This is a genomic window from Leucobacter sp. OLIS6, from assembly GCF_002752355.1.
Taxonomy (GTDB): Bacteria; Actinomycetota; Actinomycetes; order Actinomycetales; family Microbacteriaceae; genus Leucobacter.
The window spans coordinates 87,213-101,431 of sequence record NZ_MRAV01000002.1 but is presented as its reverse complement, the minus strand read 5'-3'; the positions used below and the strand labels follow the sequence as shown (position 1 = coordinate 101,431).

The following is a 14,219-nucleotide window of genomic DNA, read 5'->3' as shown; positions in this document are numbered from 1 at the left end:
CGGCTCCGGTTCAGAAGTTGATGACGAACGCCGGGTTCACGAAGTCGGACCAGTTGTTGTCCTGGACGGGGCGCATCTCGAAGTGGAGGTGCGGGCCGGTGCTGCAGCCGGTGCTGCCGACGTAGCCGACGACCTGGCCGCGCTGGACGTACTGGCCGTTGCCGACGAGCGACCAGCTCGCCATGTGGGCGTAGCGCGTCTGCCAGCCGTTGGGGTGGTTGATGCTGACCATGTTGCCGCCGCAGCCGTCCCAGTATGCGGACGCGACGGTGCCCGACATCGCGGCGCGGATCGGGGTGCCGTACGCGGTCGCGAGGTCGATGCCCGTGTGGTCGGGGCGGCCCGGCGGGCGGAAGCCCTCGGAGACGTAGTATCCGGTAACGGGGATCAGCCAGCCGTTGCTGCTGCCGTTATTGCCGCCGCCGCCGGGGTTCGGATTGACGGGCGGGTTACCGCCGTTGCCGCCGTTGTTGTTCTCCTGTTCGCGGCGCTTGCGCTCTTCCTCCTGGATGCGACGGTTCTCCGCCTCGATCCGCTGCCGCTCGAGCTCTTCCTGGCGCAGGCGCTCCCGGTATCCGGCGACCGTCTTGGTGGTCTTGTCCTGCAGCGCGGCGAGCTGCGTCTCGAGGACCTTGACCTGGTCCTCCTGTTTGCGCACCACTTCGCCCTGGTTCGCCACGGCATCCGCCGCGGCCTTCTCGGCGACCTCGGCCTCCTTGCTGAGGCGGTCGCGCTCGGCCTTGGCAGACTCCGCCTGCTTGCTCAGCGAGTCGGCGTTGTTAGTGCTCTGCTCGGCCTGCTCGGAGATCACGGTGTTGCGCTCGGTGGCCTTCGACATCGAGGCGAGCCGGCCGAGCAGTGCGTCGGCGGTGTCCTTGTTGGAGTCGAGGAACAGCTCGAGGTTGCGGTCGACGCCGCCCGAGCGGTACATCTGCGACACGAGCGCGGCCGCCTGCTCCTTCGCCTGCTCCGCTTCCTTCTTGCTGGCCGCAGCAGCGGCCTCGAGCGTGCTCGCGCGCTTGGCGGCCTCGACGAGCTTCTGCTGAGCGAGGTTCTTGGCCTCGATCTTGTCGCTGTGCAGATTGCGCAGCCGATCGAGCTCCTTCTTCTGGCCCACGATGAGCTGCTCGATCTCCTTGACCTTGGCGTCGGTCGCGGCCTGGTTCGCCTTGGCGCGCTGCACGTCGTCCCAGGTCGGCAGATCGACGGCGTGCGCCGCGGGCGGGGTGGCCGGTGGTACCGTCAGCAGGGTCGCGGCGATGACGAGCGCGCCGAGGATCCCCCAGCGGGTGCGGTTGGCCTTGCGGCGCTCGGTCATGCGGAACCCACCTCTAACTGCTCGTCGTACACGGATCCGCGGACGCCGAAAGCGAACGCAGACACCCGATCACGGTATCAAACGGCCCCGCCGACCACCGAGACCCCTCGCCGCAGTCCTCTCGGCTCACGTTCAGCTTCAAGGTGAGACTTTGAGCCCGACAGCGGGATCGCCACATCTCGGTCACGGTTCGGTCACGGAACGGAAATCTCCGCGACCGATATTGCTCAATATTAGTTTGTACGCTTTACTAACTCGCATGGACCCCGCAACGCAGCGCTCTTCCGCACCCGCTCGGCGTGCCCCCGGCGCGCTCCGCGTCGGAGCGAAGGCGCTCCCCGGCGACGCGCGACGGCACAACCGCACCCTCGTGCTCCAGACGGTCTACCGCAGCGGCCCCGCCAGCCGGGCCGACATCGCCCGGGCGACGCAGCTCACCAAGGTCACCGTCTCCGACCTCGTCTCCGAGCTCACCGCCGAGGGCCTCATGCTCGAGCTCGGCACCCGCGAGGTCACCGGCCCCGGCAAGCCCGCCATGCTCGTGGACCTCGCGCGCACCACGCGCGCGATCGTCAGCCTCGACCTCAGCGACCACCGCCGGTTCCGCGGCGCCGTGCTCGACCTCGACGGCAGGATCCTGCACCGCGCCGACGCACCGCTCGAGGGCGCGGTCGGCGACGCCGCGGTCGAGCGCGCGGTCGCCCTCGCGGGAGAGCTCATCGCACGCACCGAGCTCTCGCTGCTCGGCCTCGGCGTCGGGACCCCGGGCGTCGTCGACGACGCGGGTACCGTGCGCACCGCCCCGAACCTCGGCTGGGCCGACGTGCCGCTCCAGCGGATCCTGCAGGAGCGCACGGGCCTTCCCACCGTCGTCGCCAACGACGGCAACGCCGGTGTGCTGGCCGAGCACAACTTCGGCGGCGCGGGCGACGACCTCATGCTCATCGCCATCGGTCACGGCCTCGGCTCCGGGCTGATCGTCGGCGGCGTGCCGGTCGTGGGCAGCAGCTTCGCCGGCGGCGAGATCGGGCAGGTGATGGTCGGTTCCGACCTCCGGCTCGACGCCCCCTACTCCCGCGAGCAGGTGCTCGAGCACTGGCTGTCGGTCCCCGGACTCACGACCGCGCTCGCGGAAGCCGGCGACGACGGGCGCGAGCGCGTGCTCCGCGAGGCGGGGCAGCGCCTCGGCACGGTGCTCGCGCCCGTCGTCGGCGCTCTGAACCTCTCCGAGATCGTCCTCTCCGGCCCTCAGGAGCTCGTCGGCGACGTGCTCGCCGACGCCACGCTCGAGATCCTCCAGCGGCGCACGCTCCCCGAGTCGCACCGCGGACTCGTCATCCGCACCAGTTCCCAGGGCGCCGATCTGATCCTGCGCGGCGCCACGGCCCTCGTGCTGCAGGCGCAGCTCGGCATCACCTGATCCACCGCCCGGGCCCAGGCCTCGGGCGCAGACCTCACCGACGCAACACCTCGCGGACCGGCACCGCCGGAACCGCACCCCAGAAAGGAATCACCATGAAGAAGAGAACGCTCGTCGGCCTCGCCGCCGCGGCCGTCGCTTCCGCTCTCGTGCTCTCGGGCTGCTCGCAGGGCAGCGCGAACACCGCGGGCAGCGACAACAAGGGCAAGTCGATCACCATGTGGGTGATCGGCGCCGACACCCCCCAGGAACTCCGCGACTACCTCAAGAAGGAGTTCACGAAGAAGACCGGGGCCGAGCTCAAGATCGAGGAGCAGACCTGGGGCGACATCGTCACCAAGCTGACCACCTCGCTGCCCGACAAGAACAACACCCCCGACGTCACCGAGATCGGCAACACCCAGTCGCCGACCTTCACCAACGTCGGCGCGTTCCTCGACGTGAGCGACATGTACGACGAGCTCGGCGGCAAGAACCTGCTGCAGTCGTTCGTCGACGCCGGCAAGGTCGACGGCAAGAACTACACGCTCCCCTACTACTTCGGGTCGCGCCACATGTTCATGCGCAAGGACATCTGGAGCGCCGCGGGCCAGCAGGTGCCCAAGACCCTCGACGAGTTCAACGCGGCGGTCAAGACGATCGCCGAGAAGAACCCGAAGGGGATCAAGAACTTCTCGGGCTTCTACCTGGGCGGCCAGGACTGGCGCGACGGCATCTCGTGGATCTTCGCCAACGGCGGCGACATCGCGCAGCTGAAGGACGGCAAGTGGAAGGCCACCCTCGACTCCCCCGAGTCGCTGAAGGGCCTCCAGCAGCTGCAGGAGCTCTACCGCACCGCTTCGAAGGCCCCGAACGACGCCAAGGATGCGAACCAGTACCAGTTCCTCAACGACTCGGACGAGGTCAAGGACGAGGCCGGCCAGGTCACGCAGAACCTGTCGCTGAGCGCCGCCACGATCATGGCGCCGGGCTGGGCGCACTGGTCGATCGGCGATCTGAAGAAGGACGACAAGGGCGAGCCGACCCGCGTCTGGAACGACGCCGTCTTCGGCACCTTCGTGCTCCCGGGCAACGACGGCAAGCCCGCCCCGGTCTTCGCCGGCGGCTCGAACATCGGCATCTCGGCCGCGACCAAGGAGCCCGCGCTCTCCAAGGACCTGATGCGGATCATCTTCTCCAAGGAGTACCAGGAGATGCTCGGCAAGAACGGTCTCGGCCCGGCGAACCAGGAGTACACCTCCTCGCTCGGCGACGACCAGTTCGCGAAGGCCCTCGTCGAGTCTGCCTCGAACTCGAAGCTGACCCCGGCCGCGCCGGGGTGGGCGTCGATCGAGGCGAAGAACATCATGGAGGAGTTCTTCTCGCAGATCCGCGATTCGAACGATCTCGAGAAGCTGGCGAAGGACACCAACGCCAAGCTCGACGCGCTGCTCAACCAGAAGTGATGCCGAGGGCGTAGACCTCAGCGTCATCCTGCGCGAGGAACGAGTCGCAGGATCTCGAGGGCGTAGCCCTCAGCGTCATCCTGCGCGAGCGCAGCGAGTCGCAGGATCCCGGCCCGGTCCCGGGATCCTGCGACTCCTCCGTCGCGCAGGATGACGACCACGCTCCGTCGCGCAGGATGACGACCTCCTTCCGCACCCCACCAAGAAAGGCCGCTCGATGAGTTCCGAACCCACCGTTCGCAAGCCGCGCCGTCCGTCGACGTTCGTGCCGTACGCGCTGCTGCTCCCGGCGACCCTCATCGTGCTGCTCGCGCTCGGCTACCCCATCGTGTGGCAGCTGATCACCTCGATGCAGCACTTCGGCCTCGCGCAGCAGTTCGGCAAGCCGCCGGAGTTCGTCTGGTTCGCGAACTACGCCGAGCTGTTCACCTCCGCCGAGACGTGGATCGTCGTGATCCGCTCGGTCCTGTTCTGCCTGATCACGGCCGCCGTCACCATGGCCGTCGGCCTCGGTCTCGCGCTGCTCATGCAGGCCGCGGCGACCTGGGTGCGGATCACCCTGCAGATCTCGCTGCTGCTCGCCTGGGCCACCCCCGTCGTCGCCGCCATGACCATCTGGAACTGGATCTTCGACTGGCGCCGCGGCCTCGTGAACTGGGTGCTCACCGGTCTCGGACTCCCCTTCGACGGCCACAACTGGCTGCAGAACCCGCTCTCGTTCTTCCTGGTCGCGCTCATCGTCGTGACCTGGATGAGCGTCCCCTTCGTCGCGTTCTCGATCTACGCCGGCCTCACCCAGGTGCCCGGCGAGGTGCTCGAGGCCGCTCAGATGGACGGAGCCTCCGCCTGGCAGCGTCTGCGCCTCATCATCCTCCCGGTCATCAAGCCGGTGCTCGGTATCGTCATGCTGCTCCAGATCATCTGGGACCTGCGCGTCTTCACGCAGATCAAGATGCTGCAGGATCGCGGCTCGATCGCTAGCCAGACCGACGTGCTCGGCACGTACATCTACCAGCTCGGGATCGGATCCAGCGACTTCGCGATGGCGAGCGCAATGTCGATCTTCGTCCTGCTGCTCACCATCGCCCTCAGCTGGGCTTATGTCCGCAATCTGATCAAGGAGGACGAGGGACGATGAGCATCGCAGCGCCCCGCACCGCCACCGCCATCGGCCGTCGCGGCGCCAGCCGTCGCGGCACCAGCCGCCGCACCGCCCGGACGCTCTTCGCCGTGCTCGGCGTCGTGCTCTCGGCGATCTGGGTGTTCCCCGTCTACTGGATGTTGAACTCGTCGCTGCTGCCGGCGGTGACGCTCGATCAGACCACTCCGACCCTGCTGCCGTTCGGCGGTTCCTTCGCCAACTTCGCGAAGATCCTCGACGGCGGAACGTTCTTCCCCGCGCTCGGCATGAGCGTCCTCATCGCACTGGTCACCGTGATCGTCTGCCTCGCCTTCGCGTTCCTCGCGGCCCTCGCGATCAGCCGTTTCCGGTTCAAGGGCCGCCGCAGCTTCGTGCTCGCCGTGCTCTTCATCCAGATGCTCCCCGCCGAGGGCATGTTCATCGCGCAGTACAAGCTGATGGACTCGCTGAACCTCCTCAACTCGGTGATCGGCGTCAGCATCATCTACATCGCGGCCGTGGTGCCGTTCACGATCTGGATGCTGCGCGGCTTCGTCGCCGGCGTCCCCGCCGACCTCGAGGAGGCGGCGATGGTGGACGGCCTGAGCCGCACGCAGGCCTTCCTGCGCATCACCTTCCCCCTGCTCGCCCCGGGCCTCGTGGCGAGCGGCGTCTACGCGTTCCTGCAGGCCTGGAACGAGTTCACGGTGGCGCTGGTGATCCTGCAGAACTCCGAGTCGCACACGCTGCCGCTCTGGCTGCGCGGTTTCGTGCAGCAGTCGGCCTCGCGCACCATCGACTGGGGTCAGGTGATGGCCGCGTCGACCCTCGTCGCGATCCCCGTCATCATCTTCTTCCTGTTCGTGCAGGGTCGCATGACCAGCGGTCTCGTCAGCGGGGCGGTCAAGGGATGAGCGCGCGGAGCACGGCCCTCCAGCCCGCCGAGGGGCTCCGCGCCGAAGTGCGCGCGACCCTGATGCCGGGATTCCCGGGCCTCGAGGCGCCCGAGTGGATCCGAGATGCGCTGCGCGACGGCCTGCACTCGGTCTGCATCTACGGTGAGAACGTGCGCGATGCCGATCAGCTGCGGGCGCTCGGCCGCTCGCTGCGCGAGGCCCGTCCGGACGCGCTCGTCGCCATCGACGAGGAGGGCGGCGAGGTCACCCGCCTGCACTACGTGGACGGCGCCCCCTATCCGGGCGCCGCGGTCCTCGGCCGCATCGACGACCTCGACTACACGGCCGAGATCGGCGCCCGGGTCGCCCGCGCGGTGCGCAGCGCCGGCGCCTCGCTCGTGCTCGCTCCCGACTCCGATGTGAACGCGAACCCCCGCAACCCCGTGATCGGCACCCGCAGCTTCTCGTCCGACCCCGAGCGCGCGGCCGCGCACGTCGCGGCGTGGGTGCGCGGCGCGCAGGCCGCGGGCGTCGCGACCTGCCCCAAGCACTTCCCCGGGCACGGCGACACCGCGCAGGACAGCCACCTGGCGCTGCCCGTGGTGGACGTCGCGCCCGAGGTGCTCGAGCAGCGCGAGCTCGTCCCCTTCCGCTCGGCCATCGCGGCCGGCGCGCGGACGATCATGTCGTCCCACATCCTGCTCCCCCGCGTCGACCCCGACGCCCCGGCGACGTTCAGCCGCACGATCCTGCAGGGGATCCTGCGCAAGCGCCTCGGCTTCGACGGCGTCGTGGTGTCCGACGCGCTCGACATGCGCGGAGCCAGCGGCGAGATCGGGATCCCGGCTGCGGCCGCACGGGCGCTCGCGGCCGGCTGCGACCTGCTCTGCATCGGACCCGGCACGACCCCCGCCCAGCTCACCGAGATCGAGGATCGGATCCTCGCCGCGGTCGAGGCCGGGGAGCTCTCGGCAGCGCGCGTGCGCGACGCCGCCGCTCGGGTTCGCGCGCTCGCGGAGGCCGTCCCCCCGATCGACGGGGACGCGCTCACCGACCTCGCGGCGGAGTCCGCGGCGAGCGACGCGGTGACCGCGGACGAGCTGCTGCGCGTCGCCGATTCCTTCTCGGGAACCGACCGGGCGCACGGCTGGCTCCGCGCCCATCCGGGCGCCGCCGTGGTGCGCGTCGAGACCGTCGCGAACATGGCCGTCGGCTTCGCCCCGTGGGGCCCCTTCGCCGCCGCCTCGGTGCCGCTCGACGGCACCGGCCCGGCCGCCGAGGCGTTCCGCGCCCGCCCGGAGGTCCCCGTCGACGCCGAGACCCCCGGGATCTGGACTGATGCACCCGCGGTGATCGTCATCGGGCGAGAGCTGCACCGGCACTCCTTCGCCGCCGCCGGGATCGCGGCGCTCCGCGAGCGCGGCGCGGCGGTGCTCACGGTGGAGATGGGATGGCCCGACGCCGAGTCGCCCGCCGACCTCTCGACCTACGGCTCGTCCCGCCTCGTCGGAGCGGCATTGCTCTCCGTGCTCGAAGCTCCGGCCGCATGAGCGTCGGCGTCGCTCCCGCCCGGCCGCGCATCGGTCTCGACATCGGCGGCACCAAGCTCGAGGCGATCTCGCTCGATCCCACGGGCGCGGTGACGGGAAGCCTGCGGCTGCCGACCGAGCCCGGCGAGGCCGCGGTGCTGCGCTCGAGCGAGCTCGCCGTGCGCACGCTGGCCGAACGCGCCGGCGTGCCGCTCGACGGCTTCGCATCGGTGGGCATCGGGATCCCCGGGCGCGTCGACCGCAGCAGCGGGATCGTGCACGACGCTGTGAATCTCGGCGTCCGATCGCTCGCGCTCGGGCCCGACCTCTCGGCCCGGATCGGGCTGCCCGTGACCCTCGACAACGACGTGACCGCCGCCGCGGTCGGCGCCGTGTCGCTGCTGGGCCTGCGCGGTACCGCCGCCTACCTGAACCTCGGCACCGGTCTCGCGGCCGGGGTCGTCGTCGACGGGGTCCCCTGGCGGGGCGGCACCGGCATCGCCGGCGAGATCGGGCACCTGCCCTTCGACTCCGCGGGGCTCCCCTGCGCCTGCGGTCAGCGCGGCTGCCTCGAGACCGCCGCGAGCGGTTCCGCGCTGAAGCGGACCTGGCCGGCCGGTGGCGAGCATCCCGGACGCGTGCTCCTCGCGGCGATCGCCGCGGGTGATCCGGACGCGCAGCGCGCCTTCGACCGGCTCGTCTCGGGAGCGGCGCACTGCGTGCAGCTGCTCGCGCTCTCGGTCGATCCCTCGGCCATCGTCATCGGCGGCGGACTGCGACTGCTCGGCGATCCGCTGATCGAGGGGATCCGGAATGAGCTCGACGCGCGCGCCGCGACGTCCCCGTTCCTCGCCGGTGCCGCCCTGGCCGAGCGCGTACGCCTGCTCGACGGCGACTCCCCCGCCGCGGCCGTCGGCGCGGCGCTCTCCGCCGACCGCTGACGACTCGTCGCCGACCGTTCACCGGAACACGCCCCGCGCACGCACGGGATCGGCATAGGCTGGAATCCCGACCGTGAGGATCCCCATGAGCGAACCGTTGGACGCCGCGAGCTTCGTCGCTGCAGGCCCCGATCAGATCGACGTCACGCCCGAGATCGACGAGCTCGGCGAGCTGCGCCGAGCGGGAGCTCCGCGCCGTCTCGACGTGTCTCCGGAGGCGCCCTGGCGGCAGGGCTACCCCTACGATGTGAAACTCTCGCGGTCCGCCTACGAGCGCGAGAAGCGCAAGCTGCAGATCGAGCTCCTCAAGCTGCAGGCCTGGGTGAAGGAGAGCGGCCAGAAGATCGTGCTCCTGTTCGAGGGCCGCGATGCCGCGGGCAAGGGCGGCGCGATCAAGCGCTTCATGGAGCACCTCAACCCGCGCGGCGCCCGCGTGGTGGCGCTCGAGATCCCGACCGACCGCGAGCGCAGCCAGTGGTATTTCCAGCGCTACGTGCAGCACCTGCCCTCGGGCGGCGAGATCGTCATGTTCGACCGGTCCTGGTACAACCGCGCCGGCGTCGAGCGGGTCATGGGCTACTGCACCCCGCAGGAGTACCTCGAGTTCACGCGGTCCGCGCCCGAGTTCGAGCGGATGCTCGTGCAGTCGGGGGTGCACCTCATCAAGTTCTGGTTCTCGGTGGGTCGCGCCGAGCAGCACGATCGCTTCATGTCGCGCTCGCAGGACGTGGTGAAGCAGTGGAAGCTGTCCCCCACCGACCTCGCGAGCCTCGACAAGTGGGACGACTACACGGCCGCCAAGGAGGCCATGTTCTTCTACACGGACACCCCGCAGGCACCGTGGACGGTCGTCAAGTCGAACGACAAGAAGCGCGCCCGCCTCGAGGCGATGCGCTGGGTGCTGTCGCAGTTCGACTACCCCGACAAGGACCGCAAGGTGGTCGGCACCCCCGATCCGCGGATCATCGGCGCGCCCGCGAGCGTGTACGACGAGGGCGAGACCCCCTCGGGCACGTTCCCCGTGGTGTCGGGCCGGAGCTGATCAGGATCCCGCGATGACCCGCCCCGCCCCGCTGCCGGAACCGATTCCGGTCGAGATCGAGCGCTGGGAGGGCTTCGGCGGGACCTGGCGGGTCGAGTCGGTCGACGAGCGCCGCTGCCGCATCGCGCTCTGCCGCTGCGACGGCGGCGAGATCGTGGAGCACTTCGAATCGGAAGAACCCGCGGTCGTGCGGTGGGCCGCCCGGAGGCTCAGCCCGCACTGAGCCCGATCAGAGCTCGACCACCGAGTCCCAGGACAGGAACCGGCGATCCTGGTAGAGCAGCGGCGCCGCGCCATCGGCCCCCGGCAGCACCTCGAGCACGTCCGCGAGGATCAGGTTCGAGGGCCCGACGGGGTGCACCTCGCGGGCGACGCAACGCAGGGCGACCGCAGCGCTCGGCAGGTACGGCTCCCCGGTCGGCAGCGTCTCCCAGCCCTGCTCGTCGGTGAACCTGGGGGCGCCGGTGCGGGCGAACGCTTCGGCGACCTCGCGCTGGCCGCTCGTCAGGAAGTGTACGACGAAGCTCGGCGCGCTGAGGATCCCACCGGCGCTGCCGGTCGCGCGCGTGACCGAGAACGACAGCACGGGCGGTTCCGCGCTGACCGACGCCACCGATGAGAGCGTGAGGCCGACCGGGCCGTCGGGCGCGACACCCGAGACGAGCGCGACACCCGCGGGGTGCAGGCGGAACGCGTTCTTGAATCGGTCGGTCGTCTCGGTCTGCGCAGCGGTATCGGTCACGGTGCTCCATTCTCGCGTATTCATCTGGATGAACCGCGAGCGGAGCCTGCGTATTCCGGGTCCCGGAGGGCCGGGGCCCGCGAGGGCCCGTGGGGACTACGCCTGCTGAATGCGCAGCATGTTGCCCGCGGGATCCCGGAACGCGCAGTCCCGCGCGCCCCACTGCTGATCCATGGGCTCCTGCACGACCTCGGCTCCCGCTGCCTCGAGGCGCGCGAAGGTCGCGTCGAGGTCGGACGCCGAGAGGTTCGCACCGAAGTAGCTGCCCTTGGCGATCAGCTCCATCAGCGTGCGCCCCTCCTCCTCGGTGAGCCCGGGGTTCGCCAGCGGCGGGTGCAGCACGATCGCGGTGTCGGGCTGGTCGACCGGGCCGACCGTGATCCACCGCATGTTCTCGTGGCCGACGTCGAGGCGCACCTCGAAGCCGAGCGCGTCGCGGTAGAAGGCCAGCGAGGCCTCGGCGTCGACGAGGGGCAGGAAACTGGAACGAATGGTGATGCTCATGGATTCAGACTAGGCACGCCGCCCGGCTCACGCTTCTCGATTCCTGATCGGTCTCGTGATCTGCTTCACGATGCACGGCGGCATGCCCGGCAGAGCCTCCGCGCCGCTCGCCCGGTACTCGCTCGGGGGCACCCCGACGAGCTCGGCGAAGCGGAGGCTGAACGTGCCGAGCGACGAGTAACCGATCTCGAAGCAGATCTCGGTCACACTGAGCCCGCTGTGCCGCAGCAGCACCATGGCCCGCTCGATCCGCCGGGTCATCAGGTACGAGTAGGGCGATTCGCCGTAGGCGCGCTTGAACTGCCGACTCAGGTGCCCGGCCGACATGTGGACCCCCGCGGCGAGCGCCTCGACGTCGAGCGGACTCGCGAACTCGCGGTCGATGCGGTCGCGCACACGGCGGAGCGCGACGAGCGTCGCGAGGTCGGCGGGTTTCGCCCCGGTCCCGCTCTCGGCCCCGCTCATGTACCGATGGACTGGGCGTACTCGGCGGTGAAGTTCACGACCGCGAAGAAGACCACGAAGCCGAGGCCGGGACCGAGAATCGAGAGGACGATGGCGACGACGCCCTGCGCGCGCCCGCGCCCTCCAGCTGCAGCGATGATGCCGATGATGAGCGCGGCGAGCCCGAGCAGCGCCCACAGCACCTGTGCGGCGATCAGCCAGCCGAACCGCACGGCGAACTCGTTCTCGGGCACGGCGGCGGATTCTCCGCCGCTCTCGCGCACGACCTGCCCGAACATGCTGCCGATCGCCCACGAGCACACGGCGGAGCCGACGATGGCGACCAGCACCAGCACGAGGGCGGTGATGCCGAGGCCCGACGGCTTCGGCCCCTGGTAGGCGGGGAGCACGGGCTGCGGAGCGGCGGAGTACGGTCCCGGCGCGCCGGGCGAATAGGGTGCGGTCACGCTTCGAGGCTATCCGTCCAGCTTCGCGTTCGCCACGGCGGGTAGCATCGGGGGTTCCCTCCGCCGCAGACCTCTCCCCGCAGAACCCCGAAGGAGCCCCGGTGCCCGCACCCGCACGACGTCGACGCCCGGTCGGCCTGCTGCTCGCGCTCGCCGCCGGCCTGCTCGGCGCCGCGATCCTCTGGCACGCGCAGGTCCCCGACATGCTCGGGCTGGCGCTGCCCTTCGAAGCGGTCCTCCCCTGGTTGGGCGTCCCGATCGCGCTGCTGCTGCTCGCGGCCCTGTTCCGGCGGGCCTGGTTCGGGATCCTGATGAGCCTCGCCGCAGTGGCGGCGTGGAGCATCGTGTTCACTCCGCGAGTACTGCCCCTCGAACCGGTCTCGGGCAGCGGCGCGGCCGCGATCACCGTGCTCACCCAGAACCTGCACGGCGTCGACGGCTCGCCCGAGAAGAGCGCCCGGGCGGCGATCGGGCAGCAGGCCGACATCGTCGCGTTCGAGGAGGTCGACGCGGCCGCTCGCGGCACCGTGGACGAGGTGCTCGGCAGCGCGTATCCGCACGCGGTCCGTGTGGGTACCGTGTCGCTGTGGAGCCGGTTCCCGCTGTCGAACCTCGAGCCCCTCGATCTGGGGCTCGGGTGGAAGCGGGCGCTACGCGTCACCGCCGAGACACCGAGCGGGCCGGTTCGGGTCTACGCCGTGCACGCGGCTTCCACGCGGATCGGAGCCCACGAGGAGCGCGACCGGATGCTCGACGAGCTGCGGCAGGAGATCCAGCAGGACGGCGCCTCGCGGATCATCGCGATGGGCGACTTCAACGCGGGCACCGACGATCGGGCCTTCGCCCCGCTGCTGGAACTGCTCCGCGAGCCGCGCGACTCCGGCTGGGGCTTCGGTTTCACCTGGCCCGCCGAGTTCCCGGTGGTGCGCATCGACCACGTGCTGGAGCGCGGCTTCGATCCGCGCGCGATGCGCACTGTCAAGCTCGGCGACAGCGACCACCTCGCGGTCGTGGCGACGCTGCGGCCGTCCGTCTAGTGAGCGCGCGGCGCGGGCTCGGGTCTCAGCTCCTCCGGATGCGGAGGATGCAGGCGATGACGGCGAGCACGATCACGAACGCACCGTACCCGGCGACGACCGGCCCGAGCCCGATCATCGGCGCCAGGAGGCCCGCGACGACGGTCGGGATCCCGAACGCCAGGTAGGAGAACAGGAAGATCACCGAGAACACGTCGGCGCGCTGCGTCGCGGGGATGTTCGGGGCGAGCGCGCTCACGACGCCGAAGAACGCGGTGCCGAAGCCGGCGCCGGTGACCGCCGCTGCGGCCAGGTACCCGGGCAGGGAGCCGAGCCCGAGCGCGACGAGCGAAAGCGCGGTCCCGAGAGCGAGGGCCGCGGTGCCGAACACGGTCACGGTGCGCGGACTGCGGCGCCGGATCGCGAGCGCCGCGACGGCGCCGGTGCCCGCGAGCAGCGCGACCGAGAGCCCCTGCGCGAGGTGCGCGGTGCCGCCGAGCTGCGCTCGCACGATGCTGGCGCCGAAGGACAGGAAGAGGCCGCCCGTCGCCCAGCCCGCGACGATGGCGGGCGCGCTGCGCCAGAAGTCGGCGCGGATGCCGAGCGGGAGCGAGAGCCGGAACGCGAGCGAGGCGAGCGCGCCCGGCCTGCGCGGCGCGGTCTCGGGAGCGAACACGAAGAGCAGCGCGAGCAGCACGTAGAGCGCTGCGAGCGGGCCGAACACGTCGGCCATGGCGTCGCGGGTCAGGTCGAGCGCGATCCCCGAGACGAGCGCGCCCAGCGCGAGCCCGACGCCGGGCCCGAGCGCGTTCCAGATCGCGGCGGATCCGGGTCGCGAGGCGGGTTCGAGGTCGGTGATCGAGGCCGAGAGCGAGGAGAGCAGCAGGCCGCTCGCGACCCCTTGGATCACGCGGGCGATGACGAGCAGGGCGACCGAGTCGGCATGCCAGAACACGACGAGTCCCCCGGCCAGCACCAGCAGGCCGACGATCGCGACCGGGCGGCGCCCGATGTGGTCGGAGATCGATCCCGCGGTGAGCAGGGTGAGCAGCAGCGCGAGCGCGTAGACCGCGAAGACCGCCGAGATGGTCGACGGACCGAAGCCGATGGACTCGGCGAGCCCGGGGTAGAACGGCGAGGGCGCACTCGCTCCGGCCATCATCGCGATGAGCGAGACGACGGAGAGCGCACGCGCCGCGCGTTCGCCGCGTATCGCGGAATCGACGTCGCGCGCGGCGACCGCTGGGACGGATCCGGTCGCGGATGCGGTGTCTGCGGTCATGGGATCCCCTCGCTCGATCGACCGATCGGTCTGTTCGAAAATGCTCGAACGAT

Annotated in this window: 15 protein-coding genes; 9 read left to right on the top strand and 6 right to left on the bottom strand. The window is 70.6% G+C overall.

From position 1 onward, the window contains the following. Window positions 1-10 precede the first annotated feature (10 nt). Entirely contained in the window at window positions 11-1,318 is a 1,308-nt protein-coding gene (locus BMH31_RS02270) for a M23 family metallopeptidase (RefSeq protein ID WP_099722941.1), read from the bottom strand. A gap of 259 nt (window positions 1,319-1,577) precedes the next feature. On the opposite strand from BMH31_RS02270, the gene BMH31_RS02265 reads away from it, so the two are divergent. The 8 genes from BMH31_RS02265 to BMH31_RS02230 all read left to right on the top strand — a co-directional run bounded on the left by BMH31_RS02265 (window position 1,578) and on the right by BMH31_RS02230 (window position 9,934). Continuing rightward, entirely contained in the window at window positions 1,578-2,738 is a 1,161-nt protein-coding gene (locus BMH31_RS02265; RefSeq protein ID WP_099722942.1) for an ROK family transcriptional regulator, read from the top strand. 95 nt (window positions 2,739-2,833) lie between these two features. Beyond that, window positions 2,834-4,183, top strand: coding sequence for an extracellular solute-binding protein (locus tag BMH31_RS02260; protein WP_099722943.1), 1,350 nt, complete (start codon window positions 2,834-2,836; stop codon window positions 4,181-4,183). A 217-nt stretch (window positions 4,184-4,400) separates the two neighbouring features. Then, on the top strand, window positions 4,401-5,321 hold the full coding sequence (locus BMH31_RS02255) for a sugar ABC transporter permease (RefSeq protein WP_099722944.1): 921 nt from the start codon (window positions 4,401-4,403) through the stop codon (window positions 5,319-5,321). Beyond that, window positions 5,318-6,217, top strand: a complete 900-nt coding sequence (locus BMH31_RS02250) for a carbohydrate ABC transporter permease (RefSeq protein WP_099722945.1) — start codon at window positions 5,318-5,320, stop codon at window positions 6,215-6,217. Before BMH31_RS02255 ends, BMH31_RS02250 begins: the two co-directional genes overlap by 4 nt. Continuing rightward, window positions 6,214-7,749 (top strand): glycoside hydrolase family 3 N-terminal domain-containing protein, encoded by a 1,536-nt coding sequence (locus tag BMH31_RS02245; protein ID WP_099722946.1) that lies wholly within the window; start codon window positions 6,214-6,216, stop codon window positions 7,747-7,749. The genes BMH31_RS02250 and BMH31_RS02245 overlap by 4 nt, the downstream gene beginning before the upstream one ends. Then, window positions 7,746-8,669, top strand: coding sequence for an ROK family protein (locus BMH31_RS02240; RefSeq protein WP_099722947.1), 924 nt, complete (start codon window positions 7,746-7,748; stop codon window positions 8,667-8,669). The genes BMH31_RS02245 and BMH31_RS02240 overlap by 4 nt, the downstream gene beginning before the upstream one ends. Before the next feature lie 85 nt (window positions 8,670-8,754). After that, window positions 8,755-9,711: a polyphosphate kinase 2 gene (gene ppk2, locus BMH31_RS02235; RefSeq protein WP_046455404.1), complete on the top strand. Its 957-nt coding sequence runs from the start codon at window positions 8,755-8,757 to the stop codon at window positions 9,709-9,711. Between the two features lie 13 nt (window positions 9,712-9,724). Beyond that, on the top strand, window positions 9,725-9,934 hold the full coding sequence (locus tag BMH31_RS02230; protein WP_099722949.1) for a hypothetical protein: 210 nt from the start codon (window positions 9,725-9,727) through the stop codon (window positions 9,932-9,934). Between the two features lie 6 nt (window positions 9,935-9,940). On the opposite strand, the gene BMH31_RS02225 is transcribed toward BMH31_RS02230, so the two are convergent. The 4 genes from BMH31_RS02225 to BMH31_RS02210 form a co-directional block, all read right to left on the bottom strand. Continuing rightward, window positions 9,941-10,453 carry a flavin reductase family protein gene (locus tag BMH31_RS02225; RefSeq protein ID WP_241898094.1) on the bottom strand — a complete coding sequence of 171 codons (513 nt, stop codon included), beginning with the start codon at window positions 10,451-10,453 and terminating at the stop codon, window positions 9,941-9,943. A 96-nt stretch (window positions 10,454-10,549) separates the two neighbouring features. Further along, a complete protein-coding gene (locus BMH31_RS02220; RefSeq protein WP_046455407.1) occupies window positions 10,550-10,957 on the bottom strand; it encodes a VOC family protein in 408 nt (135 codons plus the stop codon). Between the two features lie 27 nt (window positions 10,958-10,984). Then, complete coding sequence (locus BMH31_RS02215) at window positions 10,985-11,422, bottom strand: helix-turn-helix transcriptional regulator (RefSeq protein ID WP_099722951.1); 438 nt, start codon at window positions 11,420-11,422, stop codon at window positions 10,985-10,987. Further along, window positions 11,419-11,868 (bottom strand): hypothetical protein, encoded by a 450-nt coding sequence (locus BMH31_RS02210; protein WP_099722952.1) that lies wholly within the window; start codon window positions 11,866-11,868, stop codon window positions 11,419-11,421. Before BMH31_RS02210 ends, BMH31_RS02215 begins: the two co-directional genes overlap by 4 nt. Window positions 11,869-11,969: 101 nt before the next feature. Here BMH31_RS02210 and BMH31_RS02205 point away from each other — a divergent pair, with 101 nt between their 5' ends. Then, window positions 11,970-12,905 carry an endonuclease/exonuclease/phosphatase family protein gene (locus tag BMH31_RS02205; protein ID WP_099747365.1) on the top strand — a complete coding sequence of 312 codons (936 nt, stop codon included), beginning with the start codon at window positions 11,970-11,972 and terminating at the stop codon, window positions 12,903-12,905. 25 nt (window positions 12,906-12,930) lie between these two features. Here BMH31_RS02205 and BMH31_RS02200 read toward each other — a convergent pair whose 3' ends face one another. Then, the gene (locus BMH31_RS02200; protein ID WP_099722955.1) at window positions 12,931-14,166 is read right to left on the bottom strand and encodes an MFS transporter; all 1,236 of its coding nucleotides are present in this window, start codon (window positions 14,164-14,166) and stop codon (window positions 12,931-12,933) included. Between the last annotated feature and the right edge of the window lie 53 nt (window positions 14,167-14,219).